This is a genomic window from Rhizobium sp. AN68, from assembly GCF_030758035.1.
GTDB classification, from domain to species: domain Bacteria; phylum Pseudomonadota; class Alphaproteobacteria; order Rhizobiales; family Rhizobiaceae; genus Agrobacterium; species Agrobacterium tumefaciens.
Genome location: NZ_JARWMI010000002.1, coordinates 790,361 through 816,851, shown reverse-complemented (window position 1 = coordinate 816,851; position 26,491 = coordinate 790,361). Strand labels below are relative to the sequence as shown.

The 26,491-nt window shown below is 58.6% G+C and carries 24 protein-coding genes and 1 pseudogene; 14 read left to right on the top strand and 11 right to left on the bottom strand.

Translation table 11 applies throughout. From position 1 onward, the window contains the following. Positions 1–163 precede the first annotated feature (163 nt). The 3 genes from xylF (at position 164) to RBH71_RS07155 (ending at position 3,399) form a co-directional block, all read left to right on the top strand. Positions 164–1,204 carry a D-xylose ABC transporter substrate-binding protein gene (gene xylF / locus RBH71_RS07165; protein ID WP_003511300.1) on the top strand — a complete coding sequence of 347 codons (1,041 nt, stop codon included), beginning with the start codon at positions 164–166 and terminating at the stop codon, positions 1,202–1,204. 80 nt (positions 1,205–1,284) lie between these two features. Further along, positions 1,285–2,598, top strand: a complete 1,314-nt coding sequence (locus tag RBH71_RS07160; RefSeq protein ID WP_003511299.1) for a sugar ABC transporter permease — start codon at positions 1,285–1,287, stop codon at positions 2,596–2,598. A gap of 18 nt (positions 2,599–2,616) precedes the next feature. After that, on the top strand, positions 2,617–3,399 hold the full coding sequence (locus RBH71_RS07155; RefSeq protein WP_013761766.1) for an ATP-binding cassette domain-containing protein: 783 nt from the start codon (positions 2,617–2,619) through the stop codon (positions 3,397–3,399). 200 nt (positions 3,400–3,599) lie between these two features. Here the strand turns inward: RBH71_RS07155 and RBH71_RS07150 are convergent, their stop codons facing one another. From RBH71_RS07150 to RBH71_RS07120, 7 genes and pseudogenes are all read right to left on the bottom strand, one after another. Next, on the bottom strand, positions 3,600–3,833 hold the full coding sequence (locus RBH71_RS07150; protein ID WP_013761765.1) for a hypothetical protein: 234 nt from the start codon (positions 3,831–3,833) through the stop codon (positions 3,600–3,602). A gap of 94 nt (positions 3,834–3,927) precedes the next feature. Next, on the bottom strand, positions 3,928–4,365 hold the full coding sequence (locus RBH71_RS07145; RefSeq protein WP_025595440.1) for a helix-turn-helix domain-containing protein: 438 nt from the start codon (positions 4,363–4,365) through the stop codon (positions 3,928–3,930). A gap of 69 nt (positions 4,366–4,434) precedes the next feature. Continuing rightward, positions 4,435–5,640, bottom strand: a complete 1,206-nt coding sequence (locus RBH71_RS07140) for a hypothetical protein (protein ID WP_111803040.1) — start codon at positions 5,638–5,640, stop codon at positions 4,435–4,437. Further along, positions 5,637–6,350: a TfuA-like protein gene (locus RBH71_RS07135; protein WP_111803039.1), complete on the bottom strand. Its 714-nt coding sequence runs from the start codon at positions 6,348–6,350 to the stop codon at positions 5,637–5,639. The genes RBH71_RS07140 and RBH71_RS07135 overlap by 4 nt, the downstream gene beginning before the upstream one ends. Further along, positions 6,350–7,546 carry a YcaO-like family protein gene (locus tag RBH71_RS07130; protein ID WP_111803065.1) on the bottom strand — a complete coding sequence of 399 codons (1,197 nt, stop codon included), beginning with the start codon at positions 7,544–7,546 and terminating at the stop codon, positions 6,350–6,352. The genes RBH71_RS07135 and RBH71_RS07130 overlap by 1 nt, the downstream gene beginning before the upstream one ends. Before the next feature lie 37 nt (positions 7,547–7,583). Then, positions 7,584–8,013, bottom strand: a pseudogene (locus tag RBH71_RS07125) (hypothetical protein). An 8-nt stretch (positions 8,014–8,021) separates the two neighbouring features. Beyond that, complete coding sequence (locus RBH71_RS07120; protein ID WP_035199600.1) at positions 8,022–9,974, bottom strand: BTAD domain-containing putative transcriptional regulator; 1,953 nt, start codon at positions 9,972–9,974, stop codon at positions 8,022–8,024. A 173-nt stretch (positions 9,975–10,147) separates the two neighbouring features. Between RBH71_RS07120 and RBH71_RS07115 the strand changes: the two genes are divergently transcribed. Together RBH71_RS07115 and RBH71_RS07110 are read left to right on the top strand one after the other, a co-directional pair. Then, entirely contained in the window at positions 10,148–10,633 is a 486-nt protein-coding gene (locus tag RBH71_RS07115) for a hypothetical protein (RefSeq protein WP_003511288.1), read from the top strand. 188 nt (positions 10,634–10,821) lie between these two features. Beyond that, a complete protein-coding gene (locus RBH71_RS07110) occupies positions 10,822–11,145 on the top strand; it encodes a hypothetical protein (protein ID WP_162632391.1) in 324 nt (107 codons plus the stop codon). Between the two features lie 28 nt (positions 11,146–11,173). Here the strand turns inward: RBH71_RS07110 and RBH71_RS07105 are convergent, their stop codons facing one another. Next, positions 11,174–12,313 (bottom strand): ROK family transcriptional regulator, encoded by a 1,140-nt coding sequence (locus tag RBH71_RS07105; protein WP_065662492.1) that lies wholly within the window; start codon positions 12,311–12,313, stop codon positions 11,174–11,176. Between the two features lie 94 nt (positions 12,314–12,407). Here RBH71_RS07105 and RBH71_RS07100 point away from each other — a divergent pair, with 94 nt between their 5' ends. From RBH71_RS07100 to RBH71_RS07075, 6 genes are all read left to right on the top strand, one after another. Continuing rightward, on the top strand, positions 12,408–13,781 hold the full coding sequence (locus RBH71_RS07100) for an ABC transporter substrate-binding protein (protein ID WP_111803037.1): 1,374 nt from the start codon (positions 12,408–12,410) through the stop codon (positions 13,779–13,781). 67 nt (positions 13,782–13,848) lie between these two features. Further along, positions 13,849–14,760, top strand: a complete 912-nt coding sequence (locus tag RBH71_RS07095; RefSeq protein ID WP_019564841.1) for a carbohydrate ABC transporter permease — start codon at positions 13,849–13,851, stop codon at positions 14,758–14,760. After that, a complete protein-coding gene (locus RBH71_RS07090; RefSeq protein WP_111801051.1) occupies positions 14,760–15,848 on the top strand; it encodes a carbohydrate ABC transporter permease in 1,089 nt (362 codons plus the stop codon). The genes RBH71_RS07095 and RBH71_RS07090 overlap by 1 nt, the downstream gene beginning before the upstream one ends. Before the next feature lie 5 nt (positions 15,849–15,853). Further along, positions 15,854–16,966: an ABC transporter ATP-binding protein gene (locus tag RBH71_RS07085; protein WP_019564839.1), complete on the top strand. Its 1,113-nt coding sequence runs from the start codon at positions 15,854–15,856 to the stop codon at positions 16,964–16,966. 11 nt (positions 16,967–16,977) lie between these two features. Then, complete coding sequence (locus tag RBH71_RS07080) at positions 16,978–17,703, top strand: glycerophosphodiester phosphodiesterase family protein (protein WP_111800343.1); 726 nt, start codon at positions 16,978–16,980, stop codon at positions 17,701–17,703. A 26-nt stretch (positions 17,704–17,729) separates the two neighbouring features. Continuing rightward, positions 17,730–18,644, top strand: a complete 915-nt coding sequence (locus tag RBH71_RS07075) for a TIM barrel protein (protein ID WP_162632399.1) — start codon at positions 17,730–17,732, stop codon at positions 18,642–18,644. 78 nt (positions 18,645–18,722) lie between these two features. On the opposite strand, the gene RBH71_RS07070 is transcribed toward RBH71_RS07075, so the two are convergent. After that, positions 18,723–20,120 (bottom strand): family 16 glycosylhydrolase, encoded by a 1,398-nt coding sequence (locus RBH71_RS07070; RefSeq protein WP_111801053.1) that lies wholly within the window; start codon positions 20,118–20,120, stop codon positions 18,723–18,725. Between the two features lie 209 nt (positions 20,121–20,329). Between RBH71_RS07070 and greA the strand changes: the two genes are divergently transcribed. Continuing rightward, positions 20,330–20,812: a transcription elongation factor GreA gene (gene greA / locus RBH71_RS07065; RefSeq protein WP_003511275.1), complete on the top strand. Its 483-nt coding sequence runs from the start codon at positions 20,330–20,332 to the stop codon at positions 20,810–20,812. A 74-nt stretch (positions 20,813–20,886) separates the two neighbouring features. On the opposite strand, the gene RBH71_RS07060 is transcribed toward greA, so the two are convergent. Together RBH71_RS07060 and RBH71_RS07055 are read right to left on the bottom strand one after the other, a co-directional pair. Beyond that, a complete protein-coding gene (locus tag RBH71_RS07060) occupies positions 20,887–22,269 on the bottom strand; it encodes an O-antigen ligase family protein (protein ID WP_162632398.1) in 1,383 nt (460 codons plus the stop codon). A gap of 136 nt (positions 22,270–22,405) precedes the next feature. Next, the gene (locus RBH71_RS07055) at positions 22,406–23,743 is read right to left on the bottom strand and encodes an SGNH/GDSL hydrolase family protein (RefSeq protein ID WP_111803063.1); all 1,338 of its coding nucleotides are present in this window, start codon (positions 23,741–23,743) and stop codon (positions 22,406–22,408) included. Positions 23,744–24,164: 421 nt separating this feature from the next. On the opposite strand from RBH71_RS07055, the gene RBH71_RS07050 reads away from it, so the two are divergent. Continuing rightward, positions 24,165–25,313, top strand: coding sequence for a glycosyltransferase family 4 protein (locus RBH71_RS07050; RefSeq protein WP_111801054.1), 1,149 nt, complete (start codon positions 24,165–24,167; stop codon positions 25,311–25,313). A gap of 55 nt (positions 25,314–25,368) precedes the next feature. Further along, positions 25,369–26,463 (top strand): glycosyltransferase family 4 protein, encoded by a 1,095-nt coding sequence (locus RBH71_RS07045; protein WP_003511269.1) that lies wholly within the window; start codon positions 25,369–25,371, stop codon positions 26,461–26,463. The last annotated feature ends 28 nt before the right edge of the window (positions 26,464–26,491 follow it).

The following is a 26,491-nucleotide window of genomic DNA, read 5'->3' as shown; positions in this document are numbered from 1 at the left end:
AGGCACCCGGATGCTGCCCGCAGCCGTTGTTGACAGCATGGGAAATCTCTGACATTAATTTTCTCGACTGTCGAGAAAATTGTGAAATCACAGAGCCCGACAGCTTTTTCCGGGCGTTTTCCCTGCATGGAGGTGCAGGCTTCGCCCTTACCGGGAGGACATCATGAATTCGTTTGCCAAGCTTTTGGCGGGTACAGCTGTACTCGTTTCCCTGCACACCGCAGCCATTGCTGCTGATCTCGTCGTTGGCGTTTCCTGGTCCAATTTCCAGGAAGAGCGCTGGAAGACGGATGAGGCGGCAATCAAGGCAGCTCTCGACAAGGCCGGTGCGAAGTATATTTCCGCCGATGCGCAGTCGTCCGCCGCAAAACAGCTGACCGACGTGGAATCGCTGATTTCCCAGGGCGCCAATGCGTTGATCATTCTTGCGCAGGACAGCGACGCGATTGGCCCGGCTGTTGAAAAGGCCGTCGCTGAAGGTATTCCGGTGGTGGGTTACGACCGCCTGATCGAAAACAAGAACGCCTTCTACATCACCTTCGACAACAAGGAAGTCGGTCGCCTTCAGGCCGCCGAAGTCTTCAAGGTCAAGCCGGAAGGCAACTACGTCTTCATCAAGGGTTCGTCTTCCGATCCGAATGCGGACTTTCTTTTTGCCGGACAGCAGGAAGTCCTGAAGGCCGCTGTCGACGCGGGCAAGATCAAGAATGTCGGCGAAGCCTATACCGATGGCTGGAAGCCGGAAAATGCCCAGAAGAACATGGAGCAGTTCCTGACCAAGAATAACAACAAGGTCGATGCGGTCGTCGCCTCGAACGACGGAACGGCCGGTGGCGCAATTGCCGCTCTTGCCGCGCAGGGCCTCGCAGGTTCTGTTCCCGTATCCGGTCAGGATGCGGACTTCGCCGCGCTCAACCGCGTAGCGCTCGGCACGCAGACGGTATCTGTCTGGAAGGATAGCCGCGAACTCGGCAAGGAAGCTGCCGGCATCGCGCTGGAACTTGCGGGCGGCAAGAAGATGACGGAAATCAAGGGCGTTGCCGCTTTTGATGGCGGTCCGAAAAAAGTGACGATGCAGTCAGTCTTCCTCAAGCCCATCGCCATTACCAAGGACAATCTGAACGTCGTCATCGACGCCGGCTGGATCAAGAAGGAAACGGCCTGCCAGGGTGTAAAGGCCGGATCCGTCAAGGCCTGCAACTGAGACCGCTAGGTTGATGTTTGGGCGCCGCGCCACTGATACGTGGCGCGGCGCCTTTCAGATGTAAGGAGGACCGGCAGTCCATGGCCGACATGACACAATCCAATTCCACAGCGTCCCCCAAGACGGAAAAGACGGGCTCGATTTCACGTTTCATCAGTGCCACGGAGCTTGATACCCGGCTGCTCGGCATGGTCGGTGCGCTTCTTCTGATCTGGATCGGTTTCCATATTCTTTCGGGCGGGCTGTTCCTGACGCCGAGAAACCTCTGGAACCTCTCCGTCCAGACCGCTTCGGTCGCGGTGATGGCGACAGGCATGGTGCTTGTCATCGTTACCCGTAACATCGATCTGTCGGTCGGGTCGATCCTCGGTTTTTCCGGCATGATCATGGGTGTCATGCAGGCGGAAATCCTGCCGCAGCTCCTCGGCTTTGAACATTGGGCGACATGGATCGTCACGCTTCTGGTCGGCATTCTCGTCGGCGGAGCGATCGGCATGCTGCAGGGCTCGATCATCGCTTTCCTGAACGTGCCGTCCTTCATCGTCACACTTGGTGGTCTGCTGGTCTGGCGCGGTGGCACATGGTTCGTCACCAGCGGCCGCACCGTGGCGCCGATGGATTCCACCTTCCGCCTGATGGGTGGCGGCACCAGCGGCTCGATCGGCGCGACATGGAGCTGGATCGCAGCCATTGTCGCCTGCGTCGCCATTGTCGCGGCAATCCTGAATTCCCGCCACCAGCGTCGTCGTTTCGGTTTTCCGCTGCGGCCCGTCTGGGCGGAATATTTCCTGGTGGCACTTGGCTGCGTCGTCGTCGTCGGTTTCGTAGCTGTCGTCAACAGCTATCCCTGGCCGGTCAACATTGCCCGCAACTATGCCGATGCCAATGGCATTACCTGGCCGGATGGCGGTCTGTTCATTCCGCACGGCATTGCCATTCCGGTGCTGATGGCGCTTGCCGTCGGTGCTGTCATGACCTTCATCGCGACGCGGCTGCGCTTCGGACGCTATGTGTTCGCAATCGGCGGCAACCCGGAGGCGGCGGAACTCGCCGGCATCAAGACCCGCTGGGTCACGGTGAAGATTTTCACGCTGATGGGCGTTCTCTGCGCCATCGCGGCGGCAATCTCCACGGCCCGTCTCAATGCGGCCACCAATGCCCAGGGTGAACTGGATGAACTTTATACGATCGCCGCGGCGGTCATCGGCGGCACGTCGCTCGCCGGCGGCGTCGGCACCATAGCGGGCGCGATGCTCGGCGCGCTCGTCATGCAATCGCTGCAATCCGGCATGGTGCTTGTGGGCATCGATACGCCCTTTCAGCGCATCGTCGTCGGTGTGGTTCTGGTCGTCGCCGTCTGGCTCGACACCATCTACCGCGCCCGCGCCAAGTAAGAACCGAGGAGAACCCCAATGACGGAACAAGTCACGCCCCTCGTGGAAATGCGCAATATTTCCATTTCCTTCGGTGGTATCCATGCGGTGGAAAACGCCTCTGTCGATCTTTTCCCAGGTGAGGTGGTGGCCCTTCTTGGCCACAACGGCGCCGGCAAATCGACGCTCATCAAGATATTGTCCGGTGCATACCGGCGGGATGGGGGCGAAATCCTCATCAACGGCGAGGATGCGGATATCCGCAATCCCCGCGACGCCAAGAAATACGGCATCGAAACCATCTACCAGACGCTGGCGGTGGCGGATAATGTCGATGCGGCGGCCAATCTTTATCTCGGCCGCGAACTGAAGACGAAATGGGGAACATTGGATGATGTCGCCATGGAAGCTTCGGCCCGCGAGGTCATGGGGCGTCTCAACCCCAATTTCCGGCGGTTCAAGGAGCCGGTGAAGGCGCTTTCCGGTGGCCAGCGGCAGTCCGTGGCAATCGCCCGCGCCATTCTGTTCGATGCCCGCATCCTCATCATGGACGAACCGACGGCAGCACTCGGGCCGCAGGAAACGGCACAGGTCGGCGATCTCGTCAAGGAACTGAAACGGCAGGGCATCGGCATCTTCCTCATCAGCCACGATATCCATGACGTCTTCGATCTCGCCGACCGGGTGTTCGTCATGAAAAACGGCAAGGTGGTCGGACATGCCCGCACGGAAGATGTGACGAAGGACGAGGTCCTCGGCATGATTATTCTGGGCAAGGTGCCGCCGGGTGCTGTGGCGGGTCCGGGCGCGGTCGTTGCCTGACGACAGAATTCTGTCGTCTTTACTTCCACTACAAATCGAGGCCCGGTAAAAACCGGGCCTCGACAAATGCTGGGAACAAAAGTTCTTGGAGTTGACTAAAAAATATATGCGTCCGGTGTGTTTCAGCCCAGCCGGAACCGCAGACGAAAAATGTCTGCGGCTCTGCGCAATTGCAGACGCGGTCGTTAAAAAGCGGTGTTTTAATGGAGTTCGGCGTGTGCGAAACCGCTGCCGTTCATTTCTGCGCCGGCCGGTAGCGAGCCATGCTGATTGATGTCCTGGGCCAGCGACAGCAATGCCATTTCCAGGAAATAGGTCGACATCCCCAGTTCCAGAGATTTGGAGCGCTGGCAAAGATAGGAAACCATCCGCCCGAGCGCCAGAATCTCGTCTGCATTGTCCTGTTCAAGTATTGCTGCGGTAGACGCCACCATGATTCCCTCTCGACAGTCGACAGTATGAAAACGCGTTGATCCCGCGTTGTTCATTTTCGACCACATCGAGCGTCACGCGAGCGTCACACCTGCGTCAATCGTCGCTCTTGTTTTCCGGCGCGCCGTTATTTTCCGCCGCTTCGGTAGCCGCAAGCGATGTCACGAGGGCAACGATGCTCTTGCGCACGGTTGCGCTCTTGATTCGGGCAAAGGCCTGATTGAGCGAAAATCCTTCATTCGACGCAACGAAAGACTGCATGGCATTGATCGTGCCAAGGGCGGGATTGGCGTTTCCGACATCCGGCGTCGCATTGGCGAACAAAGAGCTGACATCGACGCCGAGAACCGATGCAATGGCTTGCAAACGGGACGCGCCGACGCGATTGGCACCCTTTTCGTATTTCTGGACCTGCTGGAAGGTAATGCCCAACCGGCCCGCCAGCGCGCTTTGACTCATGCCGAGCGACTTGCGGCGCATTCGGATTTGTGTACCCACATGCACATCGATCGGGCTGGGTAGTTTGGCCTGCATCATGAACTCCTCCAGTTGTGAGGTTCTTAAATTGGATATTTATCAATTAATATTGTTGAAGGTAGACATTCAACACAATTTCCACGGGTATTGTGAGGTGTTACTGATAAAGTAAGGCTGTTTTCCGTCGGTATGCTGTGCTGGTTGACGGTTTATCACCTTTGTTGCACATCGCAATGCCCCGTTTCGGCTGGCAAAATGGCTCCAGCCGGCCACGCCGATGGCGTGAAAGCCCAGTCTTTCCCAAATTTTCCTGTTCTCTCGGTCGAAACCGTCGAGCGTTTCCGCATCACCGAAATGGGGAACCCAGACGAATGGCTTCTCTTGGTCGGAGCGCACGATATTTTCAACAAGCACGTTGTTATAAAGCCGAGGCAGGCATTTGTTGGTGTCGATGGCGGGTAAAACCGGAATGGGATTTCGCAGGATTGCGAAGCCCTGCTGTGCCAGCAATAGAACGGAGGCATCCAGTTTACGTTTCAAATCCATCGCATTACGGGCGTTGCATTCATGGGCCACCGGATCGGCAACCAGCAATAGCGGGTGGCCATCGCGTCTTAGACCTGTGACCGAAACGAACTGGTCGACGTGGAAACCGCATTGGTGGATTTTTCCGAAGGTGATCGCCGGAGGCGACGTGTTTGCCGAGGTAAGAGCGATTGAGGCCGAGGCATTGCCGAGGTCTTCCGGCCGATATCCGAAACTGCCCACGGTTCTGTAGTCGAGTGCCTGAACCCGCTGCCATTGTTGCGGCCGTTCGGTTGCCGCATTGTTTGCCATACCCCTGTCGTCCTGCAGGCTGGAATGGCCCACCAATCGAAAGTCCGGCCCGACCAGCTGGTTACCGCCCGGCAAAGTGACATGCGAAGCGTTGGCGGCAAGCCCGAGACGATTGGCGAGCTCGCCAGTGACGGCGCTTTCCGATGCACAAAGCAGTTCGGTTGCGATCCCATCAGCAGTCCGAACGTGGAACACGTCCTGTATCCACGGGTGCGAAACGCTGCTGGTTGCATCGAGCGGTAACAGTTCTGCGGTGCAGGTGGCTGCCAGCCTGCTGAGCCAGCTTTCAGCGGAGGCGAGACAGGGGCCATCGATAAGAACAAGGGCCGTGACGTCGGAAGGCAGAGCCGAAAGCAGGTTTCCGATCGGGATGAGCGGAGAGACGCCCCCTTCAGCCCTGTCACCCGCAAAAAACGCGGCGGGCAAGGCAAGCGCGATTGTCCGGATCAGTCCTCCGCAGTCGGGCAGCAGAGACGGGTGCGGGGCAGCGGTCAAGACGCTTTTTCTCCCGCCGTCTGCCGCGTGGCCAATTGCTGGAAAAATACCGTGTTCTGTAATTTCCACGATTGCGGCGGCGGGGATGGCAATTCTGCGCTGCCAAGCAGGCCTAAAAGCCGGGCCGCATCGTTGCGTTTGGCGGAAACCACGTTTCCGGCCAGAAAATTTGCGGTCTCGAGGTTGAGGTTTGCCTCAGTTGCCATTGCACGCCATGTCCTGCGGTTAAAATGCAGCTTGCGGGCGGCGTTCAGCAAGGCGTCGTGTTCCTCTGGGGCGACAGCGGCGCGACACGCTTCGAGCGTCGCTTCGGCATCGACAAGCGCGATTGTAAGCGGGCGGTAGTCGAGTTCGCCGGGCGCGTGGCTGACTGCCACATCGGCGTCGGAAAAACGCAGCCCGTCCCGATAGGCTTCAAAGATTTCGCCGATGCCGATCATGCCGAAGGCCGCGCATTCCGCCGCTCTTAGCGCGCCCATGCTGGCGGCACCAAGAACAGTGACGCCGCCTGACAGCGCAAGCAGGATTTCCTTGTGCCACACGGCGGCGCAGTCACCGTAGAGGCCGTCGATCAGCCCGATTGTCCGGGCACCCTGCGTTACCGCGTCGAAAATATCGCCGCAGGCAGCCGGGCCACGAAGATCGAGGCCGGAAATCTGCGCGGGTGCGATGCCGTGGATGGACGGGCCTGCAAAAACCACCGGCTTCATCAAAGGCCTCCGAGGTTCAGGAACCGGTCGAGCGTGCGCTGGGATATACGTTGAAGGCCACCACCGGCAGGGGTGAGGCCGCTTGCCAGAACCCGGACGACATGCAGACCGGATACGCCCGTTTCCAGCGCAAAGACATGGATGTCGTCGATCCCGGCGGCGAAAAGATGCTCTGCAAGCTGACGCCACGGCGGTAGAGCCGGATCGCTATTCGCAAAATCGAGACTGGCCGGGATCCGGTCCATTGGCCGCACCTCGGATGCCGCCGGTCCCGCCGCAAACATATCCCGCTGGTAGCGCAAAGGAGAGAGATCGTCCCTCGCGCCGCTGATGTCAGTCAGTCGCGACTGGATCGCCTCCAGCAGCGCGGCAATTGCCGCGTCATAGGTGCCAAACCGGCACGCTGCGCCGGCAGCGCTGCGGGTGGCAAGTCCGTCCTGCGCGTGGATTGACCGTGGCAAGCTTGCCATGACTACAGGCACGCCGAGCGTATTGGTAAGATCAAAGAAGCGGGGCGGCAGTCCTATATGTGAAAGGTGTTGAACAAGAGCATCGAAGGATGCGTCGACACCCATCGGCAACACGACCGGTTCCGGCGCGATACTGCGGGTTTCGAAGGTATCGACGAGAAAGCAGGCGTCGTTTTCGATGAGTTCGAGCAAGGCGTGCAGAACCGCGTGGTCATGGTCGAAACCCGCCGCAAGACCTTGCGAACTCATGAGAAAGGCCTGCCGGTCCCAGGGGAAATCCGCGCGAAAATCCATGCCCACCAGTTCATAGGGGGCAAAAACCTCCCGCTGCTGGCGTATGGATGTTCCCTTCACCCAGGCGCGTTCGTTTCGCAGATCAAGAGTGTCCGGGTCTACCCGGCCGATTGTTTCGAAAGGAACGAGAGAGGCGCCTTTGTCCCGCATCTCACGAATGGAGCCGAAAGTGGTGATATGTTTGCGGGTGTCTTCGGCGACGGCACCTTCGATCGCTTCCATGATCGCGGAAAGCCGTGCCTGCTCCGCGACAAGCCCCTTGCCCTGGGAGACCGACAGTCCGCGTGAATTGGGTCGCGTCGCGAACCAGACGGGTATGCCGATAATATCGAGACCGGTCACGTCTCCGACGCGGGTAATCCCGAACCGCCGAAGCAGTTCGGGATCGAAGAACGAAGCTTCCGGATGCCCTAAAGCCGCTGTCGCTGGAATATGTGCGCCGTCAGCGGTCAAGGCTGCGGGGCCGCAATCAAGGCGCCGCGTTGGTGTCGTCGGCAAGGATGGCGTCGAACAGCTCGCCGGTGACGGAACCCGCCGGGCCAACAGCCTTCAGGGCCGATCTCGATCGGTGCCTGCACCATGCGGTTGAAATCCCAGCCGGCGTCGATCACTTCGCCGACAAAGGCGAAATCGGCCTCGGAAACGACAGCGCCGCCGGCGACGAGTGCTTCGATGCCCTGGATCTGGACCTGATCCAGCTCGTTTTCGGGCTGGCCGTCCTGACGAACGAGCATGGATTTTGCTGCCGCAGCAACGCGCGCGTAACCGTCCACACCGGGATGGCTGGCTTCATAGGCGGCAATCGTCTCATGCGAGACGGACGCAACCCTGAGCGGCGCCGTGCGAATGAAGAGAACGCCGAAACCCTTTTTTCCGACAATAAAGAAGTGCGAGGACATAATAACTCCTATTTGATCCCAGCTAATCGAAGTGCGTTATAGAATTTTTCATTCGCTACCGGGTCTCGGTCTGGGGACAGGCTGCTGATTTCCCTCGCCGTCATACCCGGATAGTTTTCCTGAAGCCTGCTGCCGGTTTCCCGGGCAGCGTCCAAATCACCGTGGAGCGCGTGGCTCGCGGTCAAGACGCGCAATGCCGGCTCGTCATTTTCCATGCGCGCGCACAGTTCTACTGCCGCGCCGTAATCCTCACGCTTGAACGCGATGCTGGCGCCCGCCCACCAGTAGATGTCGGGTGCGAGCGGATTGAGGTCGATGGCTTGCTGAAACTTTTCCCATGCGGTTTCGGCATCGCCGAAATGGGCGAGCGCATCGGCATGCTGGAGCAAAAGGTCGGCGGAGTTGGGCGCAAGCGCCTCCGCTTCGAAGAACCTTTCGGCGGATATGTCGAAATCCCGCTGGTAGAGCGCCACGACGGCGCACATCCAGTGGCCGACGCCAAGAGCGGGATCGATTTCGACGGAGGCGTCTGCCTCCGCCTTGGCGCGGTGCAGCAGGTGGGGGTCGTTGCCGCCCAGCATCAGCCATTCCAGCTGCAGGCTCTGCGCCACGCGGGCGCGGGCAACCGCCATGCTGTTATCCAGATCGACCGCCTTGCGGAACATCGAGCGGGCTCTTCGAAGAAGCGGCAGGTCGCACTTGCCGCGCAGAAGCTGCTGGCCCTCCAGCAATTGCCGGTAGGCCTCGCCGCTGTGGTTGCGGTCTGGTTCCACCTGAAGCCGCTCGATCTCGCGGGCAAGCCCCGCGGCCACCTGTTTGGACAGCAGTCGAAAAGCGGCGTGAATATGCCGCGCGGTCAGCACAACCTCCAGCGACCAGACGATTTCTCCGGTCGCTTCCTCGATCAGCGCTACCGACATGCGGGCATCGTCGAAAACCGTGGAGACGATGCGGTAATCCGCCCGCAACATTGCATAACTGTCGTCGGTCCGGTCGTGTGTCGCTACAAAGGTGCTGTGCGTCGAAAGAACGGTGAAGGTCCGGTATCGAACGAGACTATTGGCGACATCCTCGACAAAGGCACTCATCACCGGCGATACCGCAAGCCCGTCCACCCGCACCGGACGGCTGAAGGCGACGCGTGGTTTTGCCATCGGTTTTCGGCGGCTACCCTCATCCGGTTCGGCGGGGGCTACTATCGTCGAGGCCAGACTTTGTATCCGCCGTCGAAGCGCCACTGTCTCGGCCTCCGGAGGGCGGTCCTCCTGGCGGAGCTGTTCCATCAGAAGCTGGAAAATTCCCTCACAGGCGCTGGTGTTTCCCACCCGCGCATAGGCCGCCATGGCGGCGCGGTAGGTTTCCTCGCGCTCCGGCTCGATCTTCAGCGCGCATTCGGCAAGCGATGCGATGTTGTTCGAACTGGCGCGGCCGAACCGCGTCAACTCCTCCAGAAGCGGTGTATAGCTTGAAAAGAACAGGTCCTTGAGACGGCGTCGCTCAGACAGCAGCCAGAGATAAAGGTGGTCCTGCCCAGCCTCCAGCCCCTCCAGCAGATCGCCGCCGAATTCGAGCAGGGCCTGCAGCCGCTGCATCGGATCTTCTGCTCTCGCGCCGGCAAGAAAGATCGCAAGGTCGGTCCGCTGCGCCAGCTTTCCGGCCTTCAGGTCGTTCCCTTCTGTCAGAAGGATGGCATCGTCATCGCTCGACAGCTTCTGGAGGCGCAGGATCAGCTGCCGCAAATTGCCCAGTGCCCTTTTTTGCTCGACGTTTTCCCACAACAGCGATGCGGCCTGCTGGCGGGAAAGGGACTGGTTTGGAGCAAGGATCAGGGCGGCAGTGAGGGCAAAGCCCTTGGACGGGAAAAACGCTTGCCGCACCGCATCGCAGCGCGGGGTGCCAAAAAGCCGGATCGGTATCAGTTCAGCGTTCCCAGCCAATTTCGTTCCCTCATGAATCACCATCTAACAATGTGTCCGGGAAATTGAAAGTCATCATTGGCGTTCCATTTGACGCTGGTGTGACGCCGCTTGCCTATTGTCGTGAATAGAGGCGCGGGCGACGGGCGGAAAACAGCAATCATGAATCAGGCAGGCATCGGGAATTTTCGAAATTGATAGCGTTTAACGGAAGCTACATGGCGTTCGAGCCGCGTACTGAACCTTACCAGCGTGCCGACGACGTCGGTTATGCGGTGTGTGAGTTCATGTGGTTCAAAGGGCGCCCGTTCTATCCGGTCTCGGCGCTGGCCCATGCGAAGGTTGCCCATGCCAGACTGTCGGCATGCGACGACGAAGATGAGGACAATCTCGATATTATTTTCCGGATGCCATTTGCGGCCGGCGGGCATTTTTTCGAGATCGTGCTGCGCTCCAACGAAGGCACTGCTTACGGTGGCTGGCTGTGGGGAGAAGAGCTGGAAATACTGAACGAGGTCGTCAACGGCTATCGCGTTCTGGCGGGGAAGTTCGAAGACAGGCTGATCCGGTTTGAATATTCCAAGCGGTCTCATCGCTACCGGACAGCCGAACCGCTGCCGGTGGAGAAATCCGTCTTCCTGATCCAGCGGGAGGTAAGGCCTTACGCGGGAAGGCACGATTTACCGGGAAGCCCGGCACGTTAATGGCGGGGCTGATGCCGATGCGTTTCCGGGGGAGCGCAAAAGCGCGGGGCGAGAAGGGGTTCAACTGGCGCGGCGCGTATTGCGCGCATCGCAAATATGCCCGGTAAAGCCAAGGCTTTGTCGGGAGCAGCAGGTGAATTTTTTTATTTTTATTGTGTGGAAGATTTGTGATGCCCAATGGAGGTAACATGCGTAACAGGCGGGTGTCATCACAGCTATTAGCGGTGAGTTGCGCCTCGGGTGACGACGTGCTTTCCCTTGACGGGAGCGCCAACGACGGCCCGCGTCCATCAGTTGCGAACGACAGGCTTTATGTCGTGGGCGAGCCGGTCTCCAGGAAGGTGCTGAAATCTCGCCCGCCGGAGAACCGGGTTGAGGAAGAGGCTTTTCGCGTGGCGGAAATCAGCAATACCGTCATCGATGTCGATATCAGGCTTGCTAAATGGGCCTGGGCCGTGCTGGTGATCGGGCATTGCTGGCTGATCTATTTCATGGTGACCAATCTCGGCTGAGGCCTCCCCCGGACATGCGCTCCGGCCTTTAACGCACTTCTCCGACGCCGTGCAGGATCATCGCCGCCGCACCGAAGGCCACGGGGTCTGTCGCAACCACATCCGGCAGCTGGATTTTCGGCTGTATCACCTTTGCGCCGTCGAACGGGTCCGAGCGTTCGTAATCCAGCCATTCCGCCAGCCGCTGTCGTACGATCCTTGGTAAGGTGCCGCCGACAAAGATTGCCGTGGGCGCCAGAACGGCGCTGACAGCGAAGGCGAGGCGCGCAACCTCGGGTCCCGCCCGTTCCAGCCACGCCTCAAACACGGCGGAATTGCGCAAGAGGTAATCCGTCCAGACCTCGGGTGCGCGACCCGAGGGTTTTTCTCCCACATGCTCCACGCACCATGCCGCCAGGTCTTCGAAGGAGGGCCGCGAAGTGCTGCGGCCGCGCAAGGCGCCGATCTCGCCGGCATTGCCGAGATAACCGCGATAAAGCTCATTTTTGATAATGATGCCGCCGCCGATCCCCTCGGAGAGATAGAGATAAGCGAAATTTTCGTGTCCATCCGCATTGCCAAGCGTCAGTTCACCCATGGCTGCGGCATTCGCATCATTTTCTATGATCACCGGACAACGCAGCGCCTCGCGCAGCATGGCGGAAAGGTCAGACCCGGCCCAGGAAATAACCTCTTCGGCAAGATCGAGCGACATGGCTTCCTTGCGAAAGCGGGTCGGCATGGCAATGGCCGCGCCGATCAGTTGGCTCCTGTTGATCGCATTTTTCGTCAGTAGTTCTTCGGATCCGTCCTGAAGCGCCCGTTGGACATCGGAAAACGCGTCATAGGAGCCGCGCATCTGCAATTCTCCAACGATCTCTCCGCCGAAATTCAACAGCGTCAACATCACCGAATAACGGTTGGCGTGCGCACCAAGGGCGTAACCGACGGTTTTTTTGAGCGTGAGGTCGATATGGGGTGCGCCACGGCCTTCCTGCCGGCGTGCACCTTCCTCGATGATACCGCGCTCAAGCAGATTTCGCGTCATCATGCTCACGGCAGCGGGCGTTATGCTGCAATAGTCGGCAAGTTCGACCCGCGAGGCCGAACCCTTGCGCCTGATATATCCCAGAAGCGCGCCCTGTGTTGCGCCAATGCCTGCCAGCCCGCCCTGCCGTCTCTCAGTCAAAGTTTCACTCTCCCGCGCTTTACCTAGGGAAATGTCATGAAGCTGTTAATTAAGCAACTTAATTAAATAATCAGTTTCAACGGGAATGGATCACATGTTCAAGTCTCTCACCCTGATGGCCACGGTTGCCCTCGGCGCGCTTTTGCCGGCTGTCGCCTTTGCCGAAGACATCAACATCAAGCTCTGGACGCTCGCCGACAAGAATGCGCCCGGTCGCGTCACCAACATCGAAGCTGCCGCCGGCATCATGAACGCGCAGTTCAAGGCAGCAGGCGTCGACAAACGCGTCGTCATCGACATCAACAACAGCGCCGTGCAGGGCTGGGACTCCTTCGCGCTCGACACGCTGAAGGCGTTTTCGGTGGGGCAGGGGCCGGATATCTACATCCTGCCGCATGAATGGATCGGCCAGTTCGCGCAGGACGGCTATGCCATGCCGATGGAAGACAAGATCGCCGCTGCTCCCTGGGTCTATGGCGATATCCTGCCGGTTCTGTGGAATCCGGCCAAGGCGACGGACGGAAAGATTTACGGCATTCCGCAGGACGCGGAAATCCGCATGTTCTTCTACAACAAGGACATGCTGCGCAAGATCGGCAAGGACGAAGCCTTCATCGAAGGTCTGCCGGCCAAGGTCGACGCTGGCGAATTCACGCTCGACGATCTGACGGCCCTGTCGAAGGAAGTGGTAGACGGCAAGGCCGCACAATACGGCATGCTGCACCGCCCGAATGTCGGTATCGACTATCTGATGGTGTTCCAGTCCTATGGCGTGAAGTTCATGGACGAAAAGACCGGCAAGCTGATGTTTCCCAAGGCCGAAATGGCCAAGGCGCTCGGCTGGTATGAGCGCAATGCCAAGGAAGGCGTGACGCCCGTCGACAATACCGCCATGAGCTGGGAGGCGATCCAGACGGCCTTCAAGCAAGAAAAGGCCTTCATCTTCCATCAGGGTGTCTGGGCGGTTGCCTGGCAGGTGGGGGACAAGAACGGCGCGACCTGGCCGACCGACGGCAAGGGATATTTCAACAAGATCGGCTGGATTTCCGCTCCGGCAGCCGAAAAAGGCGGCAAGCCGGCCAACCTGTCGCACCCGCTGCTCTACACCCTCAATCCGAAGAGTGCCAATGCCGATATCGCCGCCGATCTCGTGGCGCTTGCGACATTGCCCTATTTCAACAACGAACACGCGGTGACATCCTATCATACGGCCATCAGCAACGCCCAGACGGCCATGCCGAAATACCGCGATAACTGGGTACTCTCCGCTGCTTCGCCGATGATGAAATACGCGCAGTTTGTGCCCAACCACACCAAATTCGGCAGCTACAACAAGGTGCTGTTCAGCGGTCTGCAAGCGGTTGAGACAGGCAAGATGACGGCCGCGCAGGCGGTCGATTTCATCGCCGACGAGCTTGAGCTGCAATTTGGCGCGGAGATCGAAATCCGCGACGCCGCAAGCAACTGAGTTTGCCCGAAACCATGCCGCCCGGTTCTGCCGGGCGGCTTTTCCGCGGTCCCACCGGTATATCGTAATGTCTCAATTTCAGCTTCGGGCGCGTCGCCCGGCCCGGCCGATCTTTTATCTGGCTCCGGCTCTCGCCTTGCTTGGCCTGTTCTTTCTTGCCCCGATCGTCGTCAATCTGGTGATCGCCTTTACCGATATGGGCGCAAACCTGAGGGTCGGCAAATTCACGGTCGAGAATTTCCAGCGCATGTTTCAGCGCGACGTGCGCCTGCCGATGGTGTTGCTGACGACGCTGATCTATGTCGGCGCAACGCTGTTCATCTTCAATATCGGGCTTGGCGCGCTTCTGGCCGTTACGACCACGGCGATACCGGACCGGCTAGGCAACTTCTTTCGCGGCCTCTGGCTGCTGCCGCGCATGAGCCCCGCCGTGCTTTACGGCGTGCTGTGGATATGGATCGCCGATCCGACGTCTTCCGGCCTGCTCAACCAGTTTCTTGGCGCGCTCGGCGCACCCGCTCTCAACCTGCGCAACGACTTTCCGCTGTTTCTGGTGGTGGTGGCGAACGGTGTCGTCGGCGCGTCTTTCGCCATGGTCATCCTCACATCGGCCATCCGCTCCATACCGTCGCATCTGGCCAATGCCGCGCGCGTCGATGGCGCCAGCGAATGGGGTGTGCTTCGCCATGTCGTTGCACCCGCGCTCTCGGCACCGATCCGTTTCATCACGCTCTATCAGGCGCTCTCACTGATGACGACCTATGAATATATCCTGCTCATCACCGGCGGTGGGCCTGTCTACGATTCCACGACCTATCCGCTTTATATCTACCGGCGCGCCTTCGAAAACGGCGCCTATGCCTATGGTGCTGCACTTGCGCTTGGCCTGATGGCGATAGGCGTTGCCATCACCCTCATTCAATGGCGCATCAGCAATATGCGCTCGACTTTTGCTCCCGCCAAAATCGAGGTGCTGTGATGACGCTCGCCCACACCCACTCGCCTGCCCACAGCAGGCGTGCCCTTGATTTGAAGCCGGACTGGACGCGTCTTGAAAGGCGCAGTCTTGCCCATCGCGCCGGTTTCGTTCCCGTCATTCTTATGTTCCTGACGGTGGTTTCGGTTCCGGTTCTCCTGCCCTACCTGTGGCTGCTGGTGAAGTCGCTCACGACTTCCGACGACAATCTCAGCCGACTTGTGCTGTGGCGCAGCGGCGCAATCGCCGCTTTTGCCTATGGCGGGGCGATAGCAGTTGCGCTTCTTTCCGCGCGCCTGCGCAATCCCGCGCTGCTATGGCTGGCATTTGGTGCCGTGGTTGCGGCGCTTGTCTTCGTGCTGGTGCTGCCGCATCTGACCATCGACAACTACAGTTTCCTCTGGAGCCGCGATATCGAGAAAACCGGCACCACGCGCATGGCGCTGATGCCGTCCGTCTGGACCGCCATGCGCAGTTCACTGCTGTTTGCCGCTTCCCAGACGCTGATCGTCGCGCTGGTCGCCACGCCGGCCGCCTATGCGCTGTCGCGCTTCACCTTTGCGGGGCGTGAAAATGTGCTGCGCGGGCTTTTGCTGCTGCATGCTTTTCCGGCGCTCGCGCTCACCGTCGCGATCTTCGTGCAACTGCATTACATGGGCCTGCTCAACAATCTCTTCGGCGTCGTGCTGGTCATGAGTGCGCTTGAGCTGCCGTTTGCAATTTTTGTTCTCAAGGGCTTTTTCGATAACGTTCCCTGGGACATCGAAATGAGCGCCGTCACCGATGGCGCGACCCGCTTCCAAGCCTTTCGCATGGTGGTTCTGCCGCAGGTAAGAAGCGGGCTGATCGCGGTTGCCACCTTCACCTTTCTGCGTGGCTGGGAAGAATATGTCTTCGTCCAGACCCTGCTCATCGAAAAAAGCCAGATGACGATGAGCCTCTATCTCTTCTTCGTGGCACAGGACAGCGCCGGCGTGAACTACGGCATGATCGCTGCCGTAGGCATCATCTATCTGTTGCCTGTGCTGATCATTTACATCTTCACGCAGAAATACATCACCCAGATGAGTTTCGGCGGGATCAAAGGATAATCGCCATGGCCAGGATCACCCTCGACAATGTCACCAAAAGCTGGGGCGACACCCGCGTTCTGCAACCGATGACCCTCTCCATCGAAGACGGCGAATTCGTCGCCGTTCTCGGCCCGTCCGGATGCGGAAAGTCGACCACGCTTTTCCTGCTCGCCGGGCTCTACGCGCCGACCGCGGGTCAGATTTCTTTCGACGGCCACAACGTCAATCGCATCGATGCGCGCGACCGCAATGTCGGTATCGTCTTCCAGTCTTATGCACTTTATCCCAACCTGACGGTGCGGCAGAACATCGCGTTTCCGCTGCGCTTCAAGAATGTTCCGCGTGAAGAAGCAGCGCGGCGGGTGGAGGAGGCGGCAAGCCTCGTGCAGATCAGCGCGTTGCTCGACCGACGGCCCTCGCAGCTTTCCGGCGGCCAGCAGCAGCGTGTGGCGCTTGCCCGCGCGCTGGTCAAGGAACCGAACATCCTGCTACTGGACGAGCCGCTTTCCAATCTCGATGCGACCCTGCGCATCACCATGCGCGCCGAGCTGAAAAGCCTGCAGAAGCGCCTGAAGATCACCACGCTGATCGTCACCCATGACCAGATCGAGGCGATCACCATGGCGGACAGGATCATTTGCATGAACAACGGCGCCATTGCCCAGATCGGCACGCCCGATGATCTTTATCGCAGGCCCGACAATCTGTTCGTGGCCGGTTTCATCGGCACGCCGCCAATGAACCTCTTGAAAGGATGGGCGCAGGGCGGGCAGTTGCAGATTGGCGATGCCCTGCTCGACCTCAATGCCCGCTGTGACGGCGAAGTCACCTTTGGCCTGCGCCCGGAAGATATCGCCCTCGTCACATCGTCCGAGGCGCGGCTTGAGGGGCAGGTTACCACGGTCGAGCCCATGGGGCGCGAGGTGTTCTACACGATCGATACGCCTGCAGGGATGATCCACGCGCTCGAATATGGCGAGACGATACGCCACGCGCCGGGAGATCGTGTCGGGATCAGCTGCAAATCGGCGCTGACGCTCGTGTTCGATGCCGCCGGTAACCGCATCGCCGGGCTGCATGCCGATCTCTCCCACCATTCGACTATTCCGGCGCGTGAACCGGAAGCCGTAAACTGACAGGAATTTCCATGCCTAAAATCGTCTCCCATCGCGGTGCCAACCATTTTGCGCCCGAAAACACCTTCGCCGCCGCCGACCTCGCCTTGCAGCAGGGAGCGGATTACATCGAGCTTGACGTGCGCGAGAGCGCGGACGGCGTGCTTTATGTCTTTCACGACGAAACGCTGGATCGTACCACCAATGGCACGGGTCCCATCGGCCACATACTGTCGAGGGAGATCGATGCATTGGACGCCGGCAGCTGGTTCGGCGAAAACTTCAAGGGTGCGGCTGTACCGCGGCTCGATGCCTATCTCAGCCATTTGCGCGGCCGCTGCGGCGTCTATGTCGAGTTGAAATATTGCGATCCCGTCAAGGTGGCGGCACTGGTACGAAGCCTCGGCATGGTGCGTGATACCTTCTTTTTCTCTTTCTCCGAAGAAATGCGCCGGGGCCTGGCCGCCGCCGCGCCGGAATTCCGCAAGATGATGACGCTCGATATCGCCAAGTCGCCTTCGCTGGCTGCGGCTGTTCACCATGCCTCGATCATCGAGATCACACCTGCGCAGATGCGCAAGCCCGGCCTTGTCGCGGCATGCCGCAAGGCGGGTCTGGAAATCATGGTTTATTATGGCGGCGATGATGCCAACCTTCATAATGAGATCGCATTGGCCGGGGTAGACTACGTCAATATCGACCGCCCGGACCTGTTCGATACGGCGCGCCGCGCCGTACGGCAGCCTGAACTCGCATGACCTTCCTTACCCCTGGAGATGATGACATGAGCAATCTTATTGGAACCGGCTTCAACGCCAGCTCGGACGACGGTGAACTGGCCACACTCGAAAGCGATCTTCGTGCGCTTGCCGAAATTGGCTGCGACACCGTTGAAATCGCCGCAACGAGCCTTGATCTGATCGCAGGCGGTCGCATCATCGAGGAGCGCGCTCAACGGTTCGTGGCGCTCGCCAAAGAATTCGACTTCCGTTACACGGTGCACGGTCTTGTTTCGTCCAATTTCATGGACCCGGTAACGTGCCGCTACCAGATAGATGCAGCCAAGGCGCTGGCCGTCCTGTGCGATCGCATCGGCGCGGGCATCCTCGTTCAGCATGGTGGTGCCCTGCGTGCCGACCAGATCGCCGAGCGGGCCGATGCCGACAGCCGCGAGCGGGAAGCGCTTTTCGAGCTGGCGGAATTCTGCAAGCCCTATGGCGTGCGGGTCGCGCTTGAGAATATCTTCTCCACCGAACCCGGCCAATATCGCCAGACGCCTGCCGAGGTGGCCCAGACCGTTAAGGCCATCGGCCATGATAACGTCGTGGCGCTGATTGACTTCAGCCACGCCTATCTCGAATCCACCTATCGCGGGCTCGATTTCCGCGAGCAGCTTCGCGCCATGGCGCCGGTCGCCGGCCATCTGCATGTGCACGATTCCTTCGGCCGGCCGCAGGGCTTTTATCAGCCGTATTTCGACCAGGAAAATACCGCTCTCGGCATCGGCGATCTGCATATGCCGCTCGGCTGGGGAGATATCGACTGGCAGGGCATCTTCTCGGAGCTGACCTTCCTGCCGGATACTGTGCTGATGATGGAAATCGGTCGCCGCTACCGTGCCGAACAGCCCGCGAGCCTTGAAACGGCGCGTCATCTCATGTCGCTCTACACTGAGCGAATGCAGATCGCGGCTGAATGACTGAACTGAACAAGGCCCAGCCGACAGGCTGAGGTCTGAAGCGCCGGCAGTTCTGAACGCAACTGCCGGCGTTTTTCGTTACGCGGCCCAGTCGGAAAGCGAATAGGCTTTGATGTAATCGATCATCATCTGCGAACCGTCGCTGAAATCAACCGCCGACGGCGTTCCTGCCATGCCGCCGACAGCAAGATTGACGACCATATACATGGGGTCGTGCATGTCATCAGGCGTATCCGTCTGCGCCACGGCGACGTCGTCGAAATACCAGGTAATATGTTCCGCATCCCACAACACGCCATATGTGTGGAAACCTTCCGTGCTCGGCACGCTGACATTGTTTATGACTGATGTCTGTTCTCCCGTTGCATTGGAGTGGGTGGACATGATCAGCGTATTGGGGTTTTGCCCACGCATCTCCACGACATCGAGTTCCGGTGGCCAGGAGCCGTCCTCAGGCAAAAGCCAGAAGGCCGGCCAAGCGCCCCGGTCGGTCGGCATGTCGGCGCGCATTTCGAAATAACCATAGGTCTGGCTGAACGACGAATAGGTGTTCAGCATACCCGAGGTATAATCATAGCCCTCAACCTCGTTGGCGATCGATTGCGGGGTTTCCGCGGCGGTGATAGTCAGGACACCGTTGTTGATGCTGAAGGGATTGACCTCTGATGTGCCGGCATAAGCGGGGTTGATGTACCATTGCGCCTCGCCATTCGTCGTCAGCGAGCTTCCCTTTTCCGGTGCCCACCAATATTTGGCATCCCAGATCCCCTGATCGCCGCTGCGAAGTGAAAGTGCATCGAATTCGTCGGCAAAGGTCTGGGTGAGGGATGATCGGTTGAGGCTGAGCTCGAACTGGTCGGCCTGAAGATCGTCGATGGTCGTTCCGGCAAGAACGACGGCCTCGCCGTTGGCGAAGTTCAGCCAGAGATTATCGCCCTGTTGGGTGGTATTGCTGACGAGCTGCTCGAAGGACGTGATGCCGTAACCGTTAAGCCGGATCGTGTCGTTGGCGCTGAAATCCATGATGAGATCGGTGCCGTTGCCGCTCGTAAAAACGAATGTATCCGCACCGCCACCGCCGATCAGCACGTCGTTACCGCCCCCGCCATCAATGGTCTGGCTGCCCGATCCGCCGGTTATGATGTTGTCCAGCTCATTTCCGAAGGCATAACGACCATCTCCCGTTACCCGCAGGTTTTCGAAATTGTCGGGCAAGGTATAACTCATCCAGGTGTCGATGGTGTCGATACCCTCCCCGGCATTTTCTACGGCGCGGTTAATGCTGGAATAGAGGTAATAAATATCGTCGCCCGTGCCGCCCGCCATTGTCACATTGACGGAACTGTCGCCCCACATGGAATCATTGCCGGCAGTGCCTGTCAGCAACGGTCCGGAACCCGTGGCGGAAAAAAATCCGGTGGAATTGTCGCTGTAGTAGAGTGTGTCTCCAAGCGCATTCAATACTGTCCGGGCCATTGACCGTCTCCTGTCCGTTAGCGTTGGCTTTCTCACTCCTCTTGGGCAATACCCTAACAGGGCGAAAAGCCTCCTGTTAGAGCCAGAAATGAGGGGTACATGGGCGGTTTCTGTGGTGCACGCTATTGCAGCATTGCGATGGGCGGTGGCAGGATTGGACGGCAAGGGAGATGCTCAAAGCGGCATCTCACGGGAATGGAGTGCCAGAATTGAGTGTAGCCTTTACCAAGGAAGATAGTGCCGAAACCGCAGCCGAAACGGTTCTGCCGGACCGGGTGATTTCGCCTCATCCCAATCTGGTGACGGAAGCTGGGCTGAAAGCGCTGGAGCAGCAGCTGCAATTGGCGCGCGAAGCCTGCGAAACGGCCAATGCCGTCGAAGACGTCAATGAAAGACGTCGGCTTTCAGCCAATCCTCTGCGGGACATTCGGTATTTCGCGGAGCGCGTTCGCACCGCCCAGTTGATGCCGAGCCCTCCTGCTGATGGCACCGTTGCCTTCGGCAGCGTGGTAACATTCAGCCGTGATGACGGGAGGACGCAACGGTTCCGGATCGTAGGCGAGGATGAAGCCGATCCGGCCAATGGATCGATGTCTTATGTCTCCCCGGTCGCAGGATTGCTGATGGGAAAATCTGCCGGTGATGTTGTCAGCCTGGGCGGCAAAGATATTGAAATCATCGAAGTGACCTAAAGCGCCCACTTGAAAACGGAACAAATTTTGGCAGCAAGGATGTGCGGTTTGGAGCGAGAGAACCTCGCCGTAATTTATGCCGGCCGTGCCGTCGCCAAAGCGTCCTCTTCTGCCATTCCAGCCATCCGCATCATCGTATTTTTCAGAAAGAACCTGAAATCCAGATCAATGAACGTATAGGCGAGTACGAGCCCCATATAGGCCATGAAAACGGGATTGAAATTCAGCTCTTCAAATTGATAGACGATGACGATTGCGATCGCCGAATAGGCGAAGAAACCGACTTTTCGTTTCCGGACGATCGCGTAAACAAGCGCAAAGGCGCTGAGAAGGCCAAATCCTATGCCGGATGCATAGGCCGTGGCGAGAAAGCCATTATGCGGCGTTCCGATCCTCGATATTCTCGACAGTTCTTCGTATCGAGCGGTAAAACCAATGCCTAAAGGGTGATGGAGCATCACCTGGAAGCCGCCAGTGAGCGTATCCCAGCGTTCCTGCGCATTGTTGCTGCTGTTGCTGTCCTCTAGAAACCGCTTTGAAAAGATCTGTTCTGCAAAATCGAAAGCGCCCAATGGCAAAACAGCTGCGATGACAAGGGCGGACAAGGCAAAACCAAAATAGGTGCTGAGCAGCATTTTGATGGAAAAATTTCTGATGTAGAAATAGACCCCGATCGCAAGAACCGCAAATACTCCGGACCGGTTGAGAGTAAGTGTGAAACTCGCCAGATAGACCAGCAAAAATACGGCAAACAGCACTGGACGTTTTTGCCTTTCGGCAAGATAGGCGACTGCCGCACCCGCCAACGCAAAGGCAGGTCCGGCTGTGTTGCCCACCGGCCAGATACCTCCCGCTTTTTCGACACGCAAAAGCAACGGGCTCAATTCGCCTTTTGCCGCAGCTGCCAGCACGGCGGTTTCATCGAACATGAAAGAGAGGCCAAGGGAGGCGAGCTGGTCGTGAATGACGATGTCCAGAAAAAGCAGGATCGTCACCGCGATGAAGCCTGCGAAGATGCCCCAGCAGAACAGCTCGAGAAGGTTCTCCTTAAACAGCATATAGGCAAAAAACAGAAAATAGACCGCGTAAAAATATGCCATCGCGGTGGTGTAAAATTCACCTTCGCCACGTTCGTCGGCAAAGACAGCCGAAAGTGCAAAAAAAATGGTTAGCGGAACGAGATAAAGCAGGATGATCGAGGGCGTCAGACAGCGAATGTAAAGCAGGGCAATAACGGGTAGCGTCATCAGGACAAGCATGTCGGTGATGTTGAGGAAGCGCAGGCCCAGATTGCTGGTCAGCACATTGCATTGAATGAAAAAGCCAATGGAAAAAACGAAGATCGCCAGAAAGAGACCGGGCACCTGTATGGTTTTTGAAGGATAAAGAGGCATCGCCAAAACGAAACCCGGCAACGGGGATTGATGCGATGCCGCCATATTTGCGCTTCTGGTCATTTGCGGCCTATATCCTTCACTGGCGGACCTTGGTGCGGCCCTGTGGGAGAGGACGTCATCACCATGAGGCGACAGGGTGATGACGAGGAATAGTGGTCTTGATGACGGTGTCGCGCAAGACAATTTTCTAAGGTTTTCAGTCGCTCAGATTGCCTTTTGGTAGAGCGCCCTCAACGGCGATCACCCGCTGTATGTAAAGTGGTTCGTTGGAAACCGGCGCGCTCATGCCGAATGCCGGCATGATCCTCACATAGAAACCGTATCCGCTGGGGCTGATATCAGGATCGATCGCGATCTCGTTGGCTATCGCCCACATCCAGCCGCTATTGTCGAGGGCATTCGCACCACCGAATTGCAGGGCGGAGCAGCTTATCGTCCGGACCGCGCCGCCGCTTTTTGCAACCAGTGTGACATAGGGCGCACGCTGCCCCTCGGTATTTTTATAAAGCACCGCGAAGGAGACGGTTCTGCCAATCATCGCGGCTGCCTCTGAATTCTGGAAATAACGAAACAGCGCGGCTGACTGGCTGCCGTTTGCACGCAGATCCAGGCTGTAAGCGAAGGCCGGAGAAAAGGTCACTGCGGCGGTTTTGCCGGCAGAGGCCGGCGCGGTGAGATTCCAACCCGATGGAGCGGACCCCGTCCAATCGGTGAAATCGCCGTTGACGATAAGATTGGCGGCGGGAAGTTTCGGCCAACAAGGTGTCTGAAAGACGTTATCGGGCGCCGATGCCAGATAACAACTGAACAAGGTTCGGGCGATGAGCTGAGATCCGGCATCGTTCGGATGGACGTTGTCGCGGTAAAGCGCATGGTCCTTTCCTCTCGCTACAAATGGCGCGTGTGTATCCACCAGCGTGAGGCCCGGGTGCGCTCGGGCAAGGTCAAGGATCGCATTATAGACCTTGTCGTAACCGGTGCTATCGCGCCAGGGGTTCTGGGTGGTGATGAGTTGGGGGGCACCCGGCCATTGCCACTCCATCATGCCAAGCGGTCCGAGCAGGGCGGCTCGTCCGGAGCTTAGGATACCACCCGGCGTCTCGAAACTCTGCATATTATGCCCATGATGCGTGATGCACAGGTCGGGACGCGGAATCTTCAACGCCGCCGCGCGCTGGTCCGCGAGCATGTAACCGGCCATGCCGCCGGGCAGTGCCGCAAGATAGACCGTGAGCGTTGGCCCCATGCCTGCGCGCAGCGTAACCGAATCCGCATAGGCCTTTGGCCCGGTGGGGGCGTTTGTCTGCCATTCTGCCCAGCGGTGCAGCACAACCCTTGTGTCGTGCAGATCGCCAAGCATCATGGCGAACTGCTGGAATGGTCCGGCATCGGCATAGGCGGTGCTGTCACCATTCACGAAGATCGTGGCATTCTGACCCGCAGTCAAACGCGCGCGCAAGGGTGAGAGCGCGTTCAGGGAAGGGACCATGGTGGGGATGTTTCGGGGGGTGATACCGAGCGATACGCCGATCATGCCGGCACCTCTTCCGTTCCGGTCATATATATGCATATGTTGCGTTTGAGCGGTGTCATCGTTCGTTCTCCTGGTCTGGCCCTAGGATAACTCCGCCGAAAGGCAGGGGGACAAAACGCAGGAAACGGGACGGCGAAAAGCAGTAAAATTATACGTCACAAATTTTTTCTTCGATTTCTTTTAAAATATATAGATAGAATATTTTTCTTTTAATTTACATATATCGGATTTTTATCCGCATAAAGGTTTGAATGTTATTTTTTCTAACCACAATCAAGCATTGTTGTTCTTATACTGAAATTGCCGGTGAAACTATCCCTGCCGTTGGCAAGTGCACTCGTCATTTTCACGGGCTGTCCATTCATGCCCGCAATTTAGGGCAATGGCAACTTGGGTGCTCTGGTACTTCACAGGTGATGTCATGACATCCGCTCTATTTGTCAGTCACACAGGAGAGAAGGGTGGCGCCGAGCTTTTTCTGACGGACCTCGTCAAGGCCGGACCGCATTCCTGGCGAGCGTGTTTTCTCAGTGGCGGTGGCGCTGCTGATGATCTGGCAGCGGCCGGGAGGCCTCCGGTCATGTTATCCGCTGGCGAAAAAATGCTGTCGATCCGCCGTGATTCATCGTTTGGCGCAATGCTGCGTGGCGCGGCCGATGTTGTCGCCGTCGCTTGGCAATTGAGCCAGCATGCGAGACATTACGACGTAATCTGCGCCAATTCGCAGAAGGCGCTGTTCGTTTGCGCGCTTGCCGCGAAACTCAGCCGCCGCCCACTTGTCTGGGTTTTGCACGATATAGTCACCGATCCCGCATTCAGCTCCGCCAATCGCCATGCCTCGCTGGCATTCGCGCGCCTTTTCGCAAGGCTGGTGGCCGTCAATTCGCAGGAAACCGGCCGGGCTTTCGTTGAAGCCGGCGGGCAGGCAGAAAAGGTCCGCATCGTTTATAACGGCTTCGACCCCGCAAAAGCTGTGGCCCACGATCCCGGCAGAGCTGCGCGGTTGCGTACGGAATTGGGCCTTGGTCCCGAACCGCTTGTCGGATTGTTCGGCCGGCTGAGCGAATGGAAGGGGCAGCACGTCTTTCTGGACGCGATCGCGGCGATGGATGGCGTTCAGGCCGTCATCGTTGGCGGCGCGCTATTCGGGCAGGACGCCTATGAGACGCGCATCCGCGAGCAGGCATCCCGTCTCGGTCTGGATGGTCGTATCCGCTTCCTCGGTTTCCGGTCGGATGTACCAGAGCTGATGGCATCGATGGATGCCGTTGCCCACACCTCTGTTGTCGCCGAACCGTTCGGGCGGGTGGTGGTCGAGGCCATGATGTGCGGGCGGCCGGTTGTCGCCACACGCGGTGGTGGGGTTACCGAAATCATTAGGGACGGCGAAACGGGTCTTCTGGTGCCGCCGGGCGACGCATCGGCGCTTGCGGCAGCACTAGGCTGCATCCTGTCGCAGCCGGCTCTGGCGGAAAGGCTGGCGCAGCAGGGCCGCGAGGATGTGAGCCGGCGTTTTTCGCTGGAGGAGACCTGCCGGTCCGTTTCCGCTTTGCTGTCGGAAGCAGTGTGAGGGGCCTCTTGGCGATCAATTCGGGCAGAAAGTGCAGGCAAGCGGAAGGGTCAGGATGCGTATTCTCGTAAACATGCCGAGCCAGTATGGCGGCAAACCTTCCGGCGTCGCCCGCGTGACCTTCAGCCTGCTGGAGCGGCTGCTGGATCAGACGCGGGACGACTACATCCTGCGCTCTCCCTGGACGCGGGCACAGCTGCCCGAAAACCTGCGCGAAAGCCGCCTTCAGCTGATTGAGACGCCGCGGCCGCGTATCATGGTGTTTGATGTGCTGCGTCAGGCTATGACGTTGCCGGCACTTTGCCGCAAGCTCGGCATCGATGTGCTGTTCAACGCCGATCCCTTCGGAAGTCCCAGCGGCGGCAAACGGCGCGTCACACTGGTTCACGATCTTTATTTCAAGACCATCCCCGAACAGATCGGCTGGCGGGCGACGTTGACGACGGATTTGATCTTTCGACTGATGATGGCTGGTTCGAACCGGATCACCTGCGTATCGGAAGCGACGCGTAAGGATCTGGCGCAGTTTTATCCATCGGCTGCCGGGAAAAGCCTGACTATCCATTCTGACAGCACCCTGAATGTCGATCTAGCGAGTTTAAACGGCCCGCCGCCAGTTGCCGCGCCCTACATACTGGCGGTCGGAAACGCGACTTCGAATAAGAACTTTTCGCTTCTGGGCAAGGCTTTTGCCGTGATTGGCAAAGTTAGGCCGGATTTGCACGTCGTGCATGTTGGCCGCGACGATGCCGAGGAAATCGGCAGCGTGCTCGATGATCCGGAGCTGAAGGCGCGACTGATCCGGCTTTCCGGCATAGACGACCATCAACTGGCAGACCTTTACCGCCACGCCGCCTGCCTTTGTGTGCCTTCCACATATGAAGGGTTCTGCCTGCCGGTGCTCGAGGCGCAGCAACTGGGGTGTCCGGTCGTCTGCTCCAACCGTTCCGCAACGCCGGAGATCGCCGGAAAGGGCGCACTCACCTTCGATCCCGCGGACTCTGACAGCCTTGTCGCGGCACTTGAGCGGCTTTTTCGGGAGCCGGATCTGGCAAGCGATCTTCGCCAGGCGGGTTATGAAAACCGCAAGCTGTATTCATGGCAGAAGGCGGCGGAAAGCTATGCGCAGGTTTTCCATGAACAGACCTGACGTCTAGGAGTCATGTCCCCGGGTGAAA